A 13,884-nucleotide genomic window follows, 5' to 3' on the forward strand; every position below is an offset into this window, starting at 1 on the left:
TGTGGCGGATGGCGTGCGAGCGGCGTCATACCCGCTATAGGCCGCAGATAACCAATAATTCAGGGCAGGACGCCTGCTTCCATCTTCACTGTGGGGACACATGCAGACACTCAAGGTCGATCTAGGCGAGCGCAGCTACCCGATTCATATTGGCGAAGGTCTGTTGGATCAGCCTGAACTGCTGGCGCCGCATATCCACGGGCGGCAGGTGGCAATCATCTCCAACGAGACCGTTGCGCCGCTCTATCTTGAGCGTCTGACCCGCAGTCTTGCGCAGTTCTCGGTGATCTCGGTGGTGTTGCCGGACGGCGAAGCCTTCAAGAACTGGGAAACCCTGCAACTGATCTTCGACGGCCTGCTGACCGCTCGTCATGACCGCCGCACCACCGTCATCGCCCTCGGCGGCGGTGTGATCGGCGACATGGCCGGTTTCGCCGCCGCCTGTTACCAGCGCGGCGTCGATTTCATCCAGATTCCAACGACATTGCTGTCCCAGGTCGATTCGTCGGTGGGTGGCAAGACCGGCATCAATCATCCGCTGGGCAAGAACATGGTCGGCGCGTTCTATCAGCCGAACGTCGTGCTGATCGATACCGCGTCCCTGAAAACCCTGCCTGAGCGCGAGCTCTCCGCCGGTCTGGCAGAAGTCATCAAATACGGCCTGATCTGCGATGAGCCGTTCCTGACCTGGCTCGAAGACAACGTCGACGCCCTGCGTGCGCTGGATCAGAAAGCCCTGACTTATGCCATCGAACGTTCCTGCGCGGCCAAGGCTGCGGTGGTTGGCGCCGATGAGAAGGAAACCGGGGTACGCGCCACGCTGAATCTTGGCCACACCTTCGGCCACGCCATCGAGACCCACATGGGCTATGGTGTCTGGCTGCATGGCGAGGCGGTCGCGGCCGGTACCGTGATGGCGCTGGAAATGTCCGCGCGCCTGGGCTGGATCAGTGATGAGGAGCGCGATCGCGGCATCCGTCTGTTCCAGCGCGCCGGTCTGCCGGTGGTACCGCCGGAAGAGATGAGCGAAGCCGATTTTCTCGAACACATGGCAATCGACAAAAAAGTGATCGACGGTCGTCTGCGCCTGGTGCTGCTGCGCCGGATGGGCGAAGCGGTAGTGACCGCCGATTATCCGAAAGAGGTTCTACAGGCCACGCTGGGAGCGGATTACCGCGCCCTGGCTCAGCTTAAAGGTTAATAAGATTCCGATGACTAGTTTGCATGCCGACGAGGCGTTCCTCGGCCATTTCCAGTTAAGTCACGACCCCTTCGCGCCACGCGTGCCGGGCTTCAAATTCTTCCCGGCCCAGCGCAAACCGGTGCTGGGTCAGCTGCATCATCTGGCGCGTTACAGCCAATTGCTGCTGGTGGTCACTGGCCCGCAGGGCAGCGGCAAGACCTTGCTGCGTCAGGCGCTGGTCGCCAGCACCAACAAGCAATCGGTGCAAAGCGTGGTGGTTTCCGCCCGTGGCGCCGGCGATGCTGCTGGCGTGCTGCGCCAAGTGGCTCAGGCATTGAACGTGGCCCAGGCCGAGGTCGGTGCGATTCTGGATCAGGTGGTGCAACTCGCGCTGACCGGCCAGGAAGTCTATCTGCTGGTGGATGACGCCGAGCAGCTCGACGAATCCGCCCTTGAGGCGCTGATGGCGCTGGGTGCCGGTGCACCGGAAGGTCGACCGCACGTATTCCTGTTCGGTGAGTCGTCGCTGATCGCTCAGCTCGAGGCTTTGCACCTCGAAGAGGAGCGCTTCCACGTCATCGAATTGCAGCCGTACACCGAAGAAGAGACCCGCGAATATCTCGACCAACGGCTCGAAGGTGCAGGCCGGGGTGTCGAACTTTTCACCGCGGATCAGATCTCTGATATTCACGAAAGTGCCGAGGGTTGGCCGGGCAACATCAACCAGGTCGCTCGCGATGCTCTGATCGAAGTCATGATTGCCAGCCGCTCTGCGGTCAAGCGTCCAAGTATGGGGTTCAACATGCCGAAGAAACACGTATTGGCGATTTCCGCCGTCGTTGTGGTCGCGGTCGCCGCCGCCTGGTTGATGCCGGGTCGCAACAAGGCGCCAACCACCGGCGCGCCGGCCAATGAACAGGCACAGTTGCCATTGGGCCAAGGTGCCAATGGCGCCGCGCCGAACGTCGAGTTCGCCGGCAATACGCAACCGATGCCGTTGCCGCTGGTCGGTAACTCGCAACCGGTCATGCGCGGCCCGCTGGCTGAAGCGGCTGGCGGTATCACTGAAGGCGACGACGGTGTGCCTCTGGAAGGCTCCAGCGCGACACCGCCTACCGTGACCACGTCGGCGCCTCCAGTCGGCGTTCCAGCCGGTCCTGCACCGACACCGGTTCCAGTTCCGGCGGCCAAACCAACTCCAGCGCCAACTCAGGTTGCCACTGCCAAGCCTGCTCCGGTAGCGCCAGCGGCAAAACCGGCTCCTGCGCCAGCCAAGCCAGTTGCAGCAGCCAAGCCTGCCGAGAAGCCGGTGACCGTCGCCAAAGCCGCCGGTGGCAGCTGGTACGCCGGTCAGCCAACCGGTAACTACGTGGTGCAGATCCTCGGCACCAGTTCCGAAGCGGCCGCGCAAAACTTCGTCAAGGAACAGGGCGGCGAGTACCGTTATTTCAAGAAAGTCCTCAACGGCAAGCCGCTCTACGTGATCACCTACGGCAACTTCGCCAATCGTGATGCAGCCGTTTCTGCCATCAAGGCCTTGCCAGCGAAGGTTCAGGCTGGTAAACCTTGGCCTCGCACTGTCGCCAGCGTCCAACAGGAACTGGCAACAACTCGCTGAAGATTCGGCGGCCTTACCCAGGCCGCCTCTCCAAGCACCTCAAAATTTCTACGAGTGCGCGCCGCCTTTACAGGCCGCGTGCCTTGTGGTGTCTGCGTCATAGTAGTCTTTGAGTCGTTGCAGTCAGAATTAAAAAAGTTTTGACTAGCACAGCAGATCGCTTTAAACCTTTCACAAATGCGACATGAATTTGCGACATTTCGTCGTCAAATTTGTGAGCCTCTGTGTCGCTGTGTACAATGACCACCCTTTTGCCCCCGCTAAGCCGGCGTACGTTCGGCGCGGAATGCAAGTGGTTGAATTGAAAAGAAATTTGCCTCGAAAAGAGGCAGCCTGGTGAGAAAGTGTCTATGAAAGCAGGTCTGTACCAACCAGATGAATTCAAGGATAACTGCGGTTTCGGCCTGATAGCCCATATGCAGGGCGAACCCAGTCATACCCTTTTGACAACGGCCATCGAGGCCCTGACCTGCATGACCCACCGCGGTGGGATTAATGCCGACGGCAAGACCGGTGACGGTTGCGGTCTGCTGATTCAGAAGCCTGATGCGTTCCTGCGCGCGATTGCCCAGGAAACCTTCAGCGTCGAGCTGCCCAAGCAATATGCGGTGGGCATGGTTTTCTTCAACCAGGACCCGGTCAAGGCCGAAGCCGCTCGCGAGAACATGAACCGCGAGATCCTCGCTGAAGGCCTGCAGTTGATCGGCTGGCGCAAAGTGCCGATCGACACCAGCGTCCTCGGCCGCCTGGCCCTTGAGCGCCTGCCACAAATCGAGCAGGTGTACATCGGCGGCGAAGGCCTGAGCGATCAGGACATGGCTGTGAAGCTGTTCAGTGCGCGACGTCGTTCGTCGGTGGCCAATGCCGTCGACTCCGACCACTACATCTGCAGCTTTTCGCACAAGACCATCATCTATAAAGGCCTGATGATGCCGGCCGATCTGGCCGCGTTCTATCCAGACCTGAGTGACGAGCGCCTGCAAACCGCGATCTGCGTGTTCCACCAGCGCTTCTCCACCAACACCCTGCCGAAATGGCCGCTGGCGCAGCCATTCCGCTTCCTCGCCCACAACGGCGAGATCAACACCATCACCGGTAATCGCAACTGGGCACAGGCCCGTCGGACCAAGTTCACCAACGATCTGATGGATCTGGAGGAACTCGGCCCGCTGGTCAATCGTGTCGGTTCCGACTCTTCCAGCATGGACAACATGCTCGAGCTGATGGTCACCGGTGGCATCGACCTGTTCCGTGGTGTGCGGATGATCATTCCGCCAGCGTGGCAGAACGTCGAAACCATGGACCCGGATCTGCGTGCGTTCTACGAGTACAACTCGATGCACATGGAGCCGTGGGACGGCCCGGCTGGTGTTGTGATGACCGACGGTCGCTACGCGGTATGCCTGCTCGACCGTAACGGTCTGCGCCCGGCACGCTGGGTCACTACCACCAATGGTTTCATCACTGTCGCTTCGGAAATCGGCGTCTGGAATTACCAGCCTGAAGACGTGATCGCCAAGGGCCGTGTCGGCCCGGGTCAGATCCTCGCCGTGGACACCGAAACCGGGCAGATCCTCGACACCGACGCGATCGACAACCGTCTGAAGTCCCGTCATCCGTACAAGCAATGGCTGCGCAAGAATGCCCTGCGCATTCAGGCGACCATGGAAGACAACGACCACGGTTCGGCTTTTTACGACGTCGATCAGCTCAAGCAATACATGAAGATGTATCAGGTCACGTTCGAGGAGCGCGATCAGGTCCTGCGTCCGCTCGGCGAACAAGGCTACGAAGCCGTGGGTTCGATGGGCGACGACACGCCGATGGCCGTGCTGTCGCAGCGCGTGCGCACGCCGTACGACTATTTCCGCCAGCAGTTCGCGCAGGTCACCAACCCGCCGATCGACCCGCTGCGTGAAGCGATCGTGATGTCGCTGGAAATCTGCCTCGGTGCCGAGCGCAACATTTTCCAGGAGTCGCCGGAACACGCCTCGCGTGTGATCCTCAGCTCGCCAGTGATTTCGCCGGCCAAGTGGCGCTCGCTGATGAACCTTGACCGCCCGGGTTTCGAGCGGCAGATCATCGACCTCAACTACGACGAAAGCGTCGGCCTCGAAGCGGCGATCCGCAATGTGGCCGATCAGGCTGAAGAAGCCGTGCGCGCCGGTCGCACCCAGATCGTTCTGAGCGACCGCCATATCGCCCCGGGCAAGCTGCCGATCCACGCCTCGCTGGCGACCGGTGCCGTGCACCACCGACTGACTGAAAAAGGCCTGCGTTGCGATTCCAACATCCTTGTTGAAACCGCGACCGCCCGTGACCCGCATCACTTTGCGGTGCTGATCGGTTTCGGCGCCTCGGCGGTCTATCCGTTCCTCGCGTACGAAGTGCTGGGCGACCTGATCCGGACCGGTGAAGTGCTGGGCGACCTCTATGAGGTGTTCAAGAACTACCGCAAAGGCATCACCAAAGGTCTGCTGAAGATCCTCTCGAAGATGGGCATTTCGACCATCGCTTCGTACCGTGGTGCGCAGCTGTTCGAAGCCATCGGCCTGTCCGAAGAAGTCTGCGACCTGAGCTTCCGTGGCGTGCCGAGCCGCATCAAGGGTGCGCGTTTCGTCGACATCGAAGCCGAGCAGAAAGCACTCGCCAGCGAAGCCTGGAGTCCGCGCAAGCCGATCCAGCAGGGCGGTCTGCTGAAGTTCGTCCACGGTGGCGAATATCACGCGTACAACCCGGACGTGGTCAACACCCTGCAAGCCGCCGTGCAGCAGGGCGACTACGCCAAGTTCAAGGAATACACCTCGCTGGTGGACAACCGTCCGGTGTCGATGATCCGCGACCTGTTCAAGGTCAAGACCCTCGACACGCCGCTGGACATCAGTGAAATCGAGCCGCTGGAATCGGTGCTCAAGCGCTTCGACTCCGCCGGTATCTCGCTGGGCGCCTTGTCGCCGGAAGCTCACGAAGCCCTGGCCGAAGCCATGAACCGCCTCGGTGCGCGTTCCAACTCCGGCGAAGGTGGTGAGGATCCAGCACGTTACGGCACCATCAAGAGCTCGAAAATCAAGCAGGTTGCGACTGGCCGTTTCGGTGTAACCCCGGAGTATCTGGTCAACGCCGAAGTGCTGCAGATCAAGGTCGCGCAAGGCGCCAAGCCGGGCGAGGGCGGGCAACTGCCGGGCGGTAAAGTGAACGGTCTGATCGCCAAGCTGCGTTACGCAGTGCCGGGCGTAACCCTGATTTCGCCACCGCCGCACCACGACATTTATTCGATCGAAGACTTGTCGCAGCTGATTTTCGACCTGAAACAGGTCAACCCGAAAGCACTGGTTTCGGTGAAGCTGGTGGCTGAAGCAGGCGTCGGCACCATCGCCGCCGGTGTGGCCAAGGCTTATGCGGACTTGATCACTATCTCCGGCTACGACGGAGGCACCGGTGCTTCGCCGCTGACCTCGATCAAATACGCTGGCGCACCGTGGGAACTCGGCCTCGCCGAAACCCACCAGACCCTGCGCGGCAACGACCTGCGCGGCAAAGTCCGGGTGCAGACCGACGGTGGCCTGAAAACCGGCCTCGACGTGATCAAGGCAGCCATTCTCGGCGCTGAAAGCTTCGGCTTCGGTACTGCGCCGATGATCGCGCTGGGCTGCAAATACCTGCGTATCTGCCACCTGAACAACTGCGCCACCGGCGTCGCGACGCAGAACGAGAAGCTGCGCAAGGATCACTACATCGGTACCGTCGACATGGTGGTGAACTTCTTCACCTACGTCGCCGAAGAAACCCGTGAGTGGCTGGCCAAGCTCGGCGTGCGCTCCCTCGAAGAGCTGATCGGTCGTACCGATCTGCTGGAAATCCTCGAAGGGCAGACCGCCAAGCAGCATCACCTGGACCTGACGCCGCTGTTGGGCAGCGATCACATCCCGGCGGACAAGCCGCAGTTCTGCGGCGTTGAGCGCAACCCGCCGTTCGACAAAGGCCTGCTGGCCGAGAAAATGCTCGAGATGGCTTCGTCGGCGATCAACGACATGAGCGGCGCCGAGTTCGATCTGGATATCTGCAACTGCGACCGTTCGATCGGCGCACGGATCTCCGGCGAAATCGCCCGCAAGCACGGCAACCAGGGGATGGCGAAAGCGCCGATCACCTTCCGCTTCAAAGGCACTGCCGGTCAGAGCTTCGGCGTTTGGAACGCCGGCGGTCTGAACCTGTACCTGGAAGGCGACGCCAACGACTACGTCGGCAAAGGCATGACCGGTGGCAAGCTGACCATCGTGCCGCCGAAGGGCAGCGTTTATAAGACTCAGGACAGCGCCATCATCGGCAACACCTGCCTGTACGGCGCCACCGGCGGCAAGTTGTTCGCCGCCGGCACCGCAGGCGAGCGTTTTGCCGTGCGTAACTCCGGTGCCCATACGGTTGTGGAAGGCACTGGCGATCACTGCTGTGAGTACATGACCGGTGGTTTTGTCTGCGTTCTGGGCAAGACCGGTTACAACTTCGGCTCTGGCATGACCGGTGGTTTCGCCTACGTGCTCGATCAGGACAACACCTTCGTTGACCGGGTCAACCACGAACTGGTGGAAATCCAGCGGATCAGCGGCGAGGCGATGGAAGCCTATCGCAGCCACCTGCAAAACGTGCTGAACGAGTACGTCGCGGAAACCGACAGCGAGTGGGGTCGTGAACTCGCCGAAAACCTCGATGACTACCTGCGCCGTTTCTGGCTGGTCAAGCCCAAGGCTGCCAACCTGAAATCGTTGCTTTCCAGCACTCGTGCCAACCCGCAGTGATATGCGCCTGAAGAGTTTGATGAGGTTTTAACAATGGCTGAACGTCTGAATAACGACTTCCAGTTCATCGATGTCGGGCGCAAAGATCCGAAGAAGAAACTGTTGCGTCAACGCAAGAAAGAGTTCGTCGAAATCTACGAACCGTTCAAACCCCAGCAGTCGGCCGATCAGGCCCACCGCTGCCTGGGCTGCGGCAACCCGTATTGCGAATGGAAGTGCCCGGTGCACAACTTCATTCCGAACTGGCTGAAGCTGGTGGCGGAGGGCAACATCCTTCAGGCCGCCGAGCTGTCGCACCAGACCAATACCCTGCCGGAAGTCTGCGGCCGGGTGTGCCCGCAGGATCGTCTGTGCGAGGGTGCCTGCACCCTTAACGACGGCTTCGGTGCGGTGACCATCGGTTCGGTCGAGAAGTACATCACCGACACCGCGTTCGCCATGGGCTGGCGCCCGGACATGTCTAAGGTCAAACCGACCGGCAAACGTGTCGCGATCATCGGCGCAGGCCCGGCGGGTCTGGGTTGTGCCGACGTGTTGGTACGCGGCGGCGTGACCCCGGTGGTGTTCGACAAGAACCCGGAAATCGGCGGTCTGCTGACCTTCGGCATCCCCGAGTTCAAGCTAGAAAAGACCGTGCTGAGCAATCGTCGCGAAGTTTTCACTGGCATGGGCATCGAGTTCCGTCTCAACACCGAAGTCGGCAAAGACGTGACCATGGAACAACTGCTCGCAGAATACGATGCGGTGTTCATGGGCATGGGCACTTACACCTACATGAAGGGCGGTTTTGCCGGTGAAGATCTGCCGGGCGTTTATGACGCACTGGACTTCCTGATTGCCAACGTCAATCGCAACCTGGGCTTTGAAAAGTCGCCGGAAGATTTCGTCGACATGAAAGGCAAGAAGGTTGTGGTACTCGGCGGCGGCGACACGGCGATGGACTGCAACCGCACGTCGATCCGTCAGGGCGCCAAATCGGTGACCTGCGCTTATCGTCGTGACGAAGCGAACATGCCCGGCTCGCGCAAAGAGGTGAAGAACGCCAAGGAAGAAGGCGTGAAATTCCTCTACAACCGCCAGCCGATCGCCATCGTCGGTGAAGACAAGGTCGAAGGCGTCAAAGTGGTCGAGACCCGTCTCGGCGAACCGGACGCCCGTGGCCGTCGCAGCCCTGAACCGATCCCGGGTTCCGAAGAGATCATCCCGGCCGACGCCGTGGTTATCGCCTTCGGTTTCCGCCCGAGCCCGGCGCCGTGGTTCGAACAGTTCGAGATCCAGACCGACAGCCAGGGCCGCGTTGTCGCGCCTGAGCAAGGTCAGTACAAGCACCAGACCAGCAACCCGAAAATCTTTGCCGGTGGCGACATGGTGCGCGGTTCCGACCTGGTGGTGACGGCGATCTTCGAAGGCCGCAATGCTGCCGAAGGGATCCTTGATTACCTGGGCGTCTAAACCCGTCTAGCTGACTGCAATGCAATACCTGTGGGAGCTGGCTTGCCAGCGATGCAGACACCTCGGTTTGTCAGGCAAACCGAGGTGATGCTATCGCTGGCAAGCCAGCTCCCACAGTTGTTTGTGGTGTTGCGAAGATCTGTATTTATAACGATAAATTGACCCGATAGACAAAAGGCTGACCTGCATCCGTGCCTTTTGCGTCGCGCTCTGAGAAAATGCCCGCACTTTTTTTCCGGATGCCGACATGACTGCCCTGAAGAACGACCGTTTCCTCCGCGCCCTGCTCAAGCAACCCGTTGACGTCACCCCGGTGTGGATGATGCGCCAGGCCGGCCGCTACCTGCCGGAATACCGCGCCAGCCGCGCCCAGGCCGGTGATTTCATGAGCCTGTGCATGAATCCGGAATTCGCCTGCGAAGTCACCATGCAACCGCTCGACCGCTATCCACAACTGGACGCGGCGATCCTGTTTTCCGACATCCTCACCATCCCCGATGCCATGGGCCAAGGCCTGTACTTCGAGACCGGTGAAGGCCCGCGCTTCAAGAAAGTCGTCAGCACCCTCGCCGATATCGAAGCCCTGCCGATCCCTGATCCGCACAAAGACCTCGGCTACGTGATGGATGCGGTCAGCACCATCCGTCGCGAGCTCAACGGGCGTGTACCGTTGATCGGTTTCTCCGGCAGCCCGTGGACCCTGGCGACCTACATGGTCGAAGGCGGCTCGTCGAAAGACTTCCGCAAGACCAAAGCGATGCTCTACGACAACCCGCAAGCCATGCACCTGTTGCTGGATAAACTGGCGCAGTCGGTGACCTCGTACCTCAACGGCCAGATCATGGCCGGCGCGCAAGCGGTGCAGATCTTCGACACCTGGGGCGGCAACCTGTCGGCGGCGGCGTATCAGGAGTTTTCGCTGGCCTACATGAAGAAAATCGTCAGCGGCCTGATCCGCGAACACGACGGTCGCAAAGTGCCGGTAATCCTCTTCACCAAAAACGGCGGCCTGTGGCTGGAAAGCATCGCCGAGGCTGGTGCCGACGCATTGGGCCTGGACTGGACCTGCGACATCGGCAACGCCCGCGCCCGCGTTGGCGACAAGGTTGCCCTGCAAGGCAACATGGACCCGACCGTGCTTTACGCAAAACCGGAAGCGATCCGCACCGAAGTCGGACGTATTCTGGCCAGCTACGGCAAGGGCAGCGGTCACGTATTCAACCTTGGCCATGGCATCACGCCTGAGGTTGATCCGGAACATGCCGGTGCGTTTTTGCGCGCAGTACATGAGTTGTCGGCGCAGTATCACGAGTGATCGCCACACAGCTCTAAATAACAGAAAACAAAACGCCCGGCTTATGCCGGGCGTTTTTTCAAGATCAAAAGATCGCAGCCTTCGGCAGCTCCTACATGGGATTAATGTAGGAGCTGCCGAAGGCTGCGATCTTTTGCTTTCAGGCTTTGACACCACCGAGTGGCGGCAACTTCGCCAGTTTCAACGCCACCAGCAGCGCGATCAGCAACAACGAACCGATAAACAACCCAATCCCGTTCCACCCGCCCATATGCCAGAACACCCCGCCCGCCGTGCCGGCAATACTCGACCCGGCGTAATAGCTGAACAGGTATAACGACGACGCCTGCCCTTTGGCCTTGGTCGCGCGCCGACCGATCCAGCTGCTCGCCACCGAATGCGCGCCGAAGAAGCCAAAGGTGAAAATCAACATGCCGACAATCACCAGCAACAGCGGCGTAAACATCGTCAGGGCAAGGCCGGCGAACATCAGCGCTATGGTCGCCCACAACACTTTGCGGCGCCCCAGCTTGTCAGCCAGCGACCCAATTTTCGCCGAGCTGTAGATCCCGGACAGATACACAACCGACAGCAAGCCCACAAACACCTGATTGAGGTTGTACGGCGTGGCCAGCAAGCGATAGCCGATGTAGTTGAACAGCGTGACAAACGCGCCCATCAGCACGAACGCTTCTAGAAACAGCAGCGGCAGACCGGCATCGCGAAAGTGCATGGTGAAGCCGTCGAGCAAGCTGCGCGGATGCAGCGAACGCGAGCGGAAGTTGCGTGATTCCGGCAGGATCTTCCAGAACACTGCCGCGGCAATCATCGCCAGACCGCCAATCACCAGCATCGCCGTGTGCCAGCTGACAAAGTCGATCAGCACGCCGGTGATCAAGCGCCCGCTCATCCCGCCAATCGCGTTGCCGCCGATGTACAAACCCATCGCCAGGCCGATGTGTTGCGGGTGAATCTCCTCACTCAGATAAGTCATTGCCACCGCTGCCAGCCCGCTCAGCGACAGCCCGATCAGCGCGCGCATTATCAGCACGCCGTGCCAGCTCGGCATCATTGCGCTGGCCATGGTGCACAGCGCCGCCGCGAACAACGCGGTCACCATCACCGGTTTGCGCCCGACCCGATCGGAAATCGGCCCGGTGATCAGCAGGCCGATGGCGAGCATGCCGGTGGCCACCGAGAGGATCAGGCTGCTCTGTGCGGCGTTGATCCCATATTCGTGCGACAGCAACGGCATCATCGGCTGCACGCAGTACAACAGCGCGAACGTCGCGAAGCCGCCGCTGAACAGCGCCAGCACCGTGCGCATGAACATCGGCGTGCCTTTTTCGATGTAGATCTCTTGCAGTTCGGCGACGACATCGTCCACCGCAGCAGGCGGGACTTCATGGGCTAGGGGCGCAACAGCAGTTTTCACTTCAGACCTCGGAGGGCACGGCCGGGCAGGCAATGAAAAAATCATATAGCTGGCTAATGTTTCTATCCAATATATTGTTCGACCTGTTTGAGAGCTTTTACGACCTATTGGGGTTTCCATGGAATTGCGTCATCTGCGCTACTTCATCGCCGTCGCCGAAGAACTGCACTTCGGCCGCGCCGCACAAGTGCTGGGCATCTCGCAGCCGCCGCTGAGCCAGCAGATTCAGGCGCTGGAGCAAGAAGTCGGCGCGCGGCTGTTCGAGCGGACCAATCGTCGGGTCGAGTTGAGCGAGGCTGGCCGATTGTTTCTCGAAGAGGCGCGATTGGTGCTGGCGCAGGTTGATAAAGCAGCGGACGTCGCCCGGCGTGCGCAACTCGGTGAACTGGGTGAGTTGAAGATCGGCTTCACCTCCTCGGCACCGTTCAACTCGACCATTCCGCAGGCAATTTTTGCCTTTCGCCAACGCTTTCCAGCGGTGCACCTGAACCTGCGCGAGATGAGCAGCACGATGGTCGCCGATGCCTTGGTTGATCAGTCGATCGAGGTGGGGATCATGCGCCCGCTGGGATTGCCGGATTCGTTGAGCGTGGTCGAGTTGATGCGTGAGCCGCTAGTCGCGGTGCTCGGTTCCAAGCATCCGCTGGCGCAGGGCAGTGAAGAAGGGCTGTTCCTCTCGGCGCTGGCGCTGGAGCCGTTCGTGTTCTTTCCGCGCAGTTACGGCAGCGGGTTGTATGCGCAATTGCTCAGCCTGGCGCGGGATGCCGGGTTCAGCCCCCACTTTGCGCAAGAGGCTGGGGAGGCGATGACCATCATCGGCCTGGTGGCAGCGGGGTTGGGCGTGTCGGTGATGCCGGCGTCGTATCAGCGGATGCGCATCGATGGCGTGGTCTATCGGCGATTGCTCGATTCAGAAGCGGTGACGGCGGTGTGGCTGGTGCAGCGCAAGGATCAGAAGTCGCCGATGGCCAAGGCGTTTGTTGACCTGCTCACGCGCAAGGTCGAGTCCGCCTAAAAGATCGCAGCCCTGTAGGAGCTGCCGCAGGCTGCGATCTTTTGATCTCGCCGTTATGGCAACCGCACCAAATCCCCCTTCAACGCCACCCGCGTGACAAAAATCCCCGCCCGGCATTCGTACGTATTGAGATCCTTGCGCACATGCTGGTCGTAATAACTGACGAGATTGACCACCGCATTCGCCCCGACCCGTTTGGCGTCCGCCTGCAACTTGATCAGGTTCGACTGCAACACCCACTCGCAGGAATCATGATCGCTCTTGTTGAAACCATTGGTACCCAGATCACTGATCACCTCCCGGCGCAGCAACTGCTGAGTCCCCTGCGGCCCATTGCCGGCCAGATAAAACTTCACACTGCCATCCAGCCGCCCGGCCCGCAGCGCGTCCGACACGACGGTTTCGAACGGCATGTACATGAGGTTGGTGGCATGGCTGGCGCCCGGTAACAGAGCGAAAAGCGTGGCGGCGATCAGAGCTTTCACTTGCATGGTCATCTCCTTGACGGTGAAAGAGAAGCGCGGGCAGGCATGGTGCTGATGTGGTTTGAGGGAGTGTAGATGCTGCGTGTTCAGGTTGCAGGTTGAAGTCAGTAGCGAAACTTACATTTTCAGTAACGGAACAGCCTTAATGAAAACTCCGTTTTTTGCGCAAAATCGGTTCTTTTCAGTGAGCGCAACGGATGCCACTTCGTTACCAGCCCAAGGAGGGCAGTGTGCTGATTTGTGATTTTAGGGGGTATGAAGTCCCTGAGATGGTCAAGATCAGACCCGTAGTTGTCATACGTAAACACAGGACTAACAGCTTGTTGGTAACCGTCGTGCCACTGAGTACTACGGCGCCCGATATCATGCTTGGTCACCACCTTGAACTCGCAAGTCATCTGCAGGGCGCCAGCCCCACATGCTGGGCAAAGTGCGACATGGTGGCGACAGTTAGCCTTTCTCGGCTTGACCGTATAAAAAGCAAGGATCGAGAAGGACGGCGCGTTTACCTGATTTCACATCTTGCAATAGACGAGTTTTCTGCGGTCAAAGCCGCCGTTAGACTCGCGCTTGGGCTGTAATGGCAGCAGGGGTGGCACGGCAAGG

The 13,884-nt window shown here is 60.0% G+C and carries 9 protein-coding genes; 7 read left to right on the forward strand and 2 right to left on the reverse strand.

The window, feature by feature from the left end; all coding sequences use genetic code 11:
- The first annotated feature begins 100 nt into the window (after positions 1 to 100).
- The 5 genes from aroB to hemE all read left to right on the forward strand — a co-directional run bounded on the left by aroB (position 101) and on the right by hemE (position 10,364).
- Positions 101 to 1,201 carry a 3-dehydroquinate synthase gene (aroB, locus tag ACQ4MY_RS09285; RefSeq protein WP_008077246.1) on the forward strand — a complete coding sequence of 367 codons (1,101 nt, stop codon included), beginning with the start codon at positions 101 to 103 and terminating at the stop codon, positions 1,199 to 1,201.
- A gap of 10 nt (positions 1,202 to 1,211) precedes the next feature.
- Positions 1,212 to 2,801 carry an AAA family ATPase gene (locus tag ACQ4MY_RS09290; RefSeq protein WP_440094853.1) on the forward strand — a complete coding sequence of 530 codons (1,590 nt, stop codon included), beginning with the start codon at positions 1,212 to 1,214 and terminating at the stop codon, positions 2,799 to 2,801.
- Positions 2,802 to 3,151: 350 nt separating this feature from the next.
- Positions 3,152 to 7,597 carry a glutamate synthase large subunit gene (gltB, locus tag ACQ4MY_RS09295; protein WP_440094854.1) on the forward strand — a complete coding sequence of 1,482 codons (4,446 nt, stop codon included), beginning with the start codon at positions 3,152 to 3,154 and terminating at the stop codon, positions 7,595 to 7,597.
- Positions 7,598 to 7,630: 33 nt separating this feature from the next.
- Entirely contained in the window at positions 7,631 to 9,049 is a 1,419-nt protein-coding gene (locus ACQ4MY_RS09300; RefSeq protein ID WP_007909438.1) for an FAD-dependent oxidoreductase, read from the forward strand.
- Positions 9,050 to 9,296: 247 nt separating this feature from the next.
- Positions 9,297 to 10,364, forward strand: coding sequence for a uroporphyrinogen decarboxylase (gene hemE, locus ACQ4MY_RS09305; RefSeq protein WP_008077242.1), 1,068 nt, complete (start codon positions 9,297 to 9,299; stop codon positions 10,362 to 10,364).
- 139 nt (positions 10,365 to 10,503) lie between these two features.
- Here the strand turns inward: hemE and ACQ4MY_RS09310 are convergent, their stop codons facing one another.
- Positions 10,504 to 11,730 carry an MFS transporter gene (locus tag ACQ4MY_RS09310; RefSeq protein ID WP_440095021.1) on the reverse strand — a complete coding sequence of 409 codons (1,227 nt, stop codon included), beginning with the start codon at positions 11,728 to 11,730 and terminating at the stop codon, positions 10,504 to 10,506.
- A gap of 166 nt (positions 11,731 to 11,896) precedes the next feature.
- Between ACQ4MY_RS09310 and ACQ4MY_RS09315 the strand changes: the two genes are divergently transcribed.
- Complete coding sequence (locus ACQ4MY_RS09315; RefSeq protein WP_440094855.1) at positions 11,897 to 12,793, forward strand: LysR substrate-binding domain-containing protein; 897 nt, start codon at positions 11,897 to 11,899, stop codon at positions 12,791 to 12,793.
- Positions 12,794 to 12,846: 53 nt separating this feature from the next.
- Here ACQ4MY_RS09315 and ACQ4MY_RS09320 read toward each other — a convergent pair whose 3' ends face one another.
- Entirely contained in the window at positions 12,847 to 13,284 is a 438-nt protein-coding gene (locus ACQ4MY_RS09320) for a hypothetical protein (protein ID WP_008077237.1), read from the reverse strand.
- A gap of 191 nt (positions 13,285 to 13,475) precedes the next feature.
- Here ACQ4MY_RS09320 and ACQ4MY_RS09325 point away from each other — a divergent pair, with 191 nt between their 5' ends.
- On the forward strand, positions 13,476 to 13,859 hold the full coding sequence (locus tag ACQ4MY_RS09325; protein WP_105706014.1) for a type II toxin-antitoxin system PemK/MazF family toxin: 384 nt from the start codon (positions 13,476 to 13,478) through the stop codon (positions 13,857 to 13,859).
- Positions 13,860 to 13,884 lie beyond the last annotated feature (25 nt).

Origin of the sequence: Pseudomonas sp. SM4 (assembly GCF_051913165.1) — a bacterium.
GTDB lineage: Bacteria > Pseudomonadota > Gammaproteobacteria > Pseudomonadales > Pseudomonadaceae > Aquipseudomonas.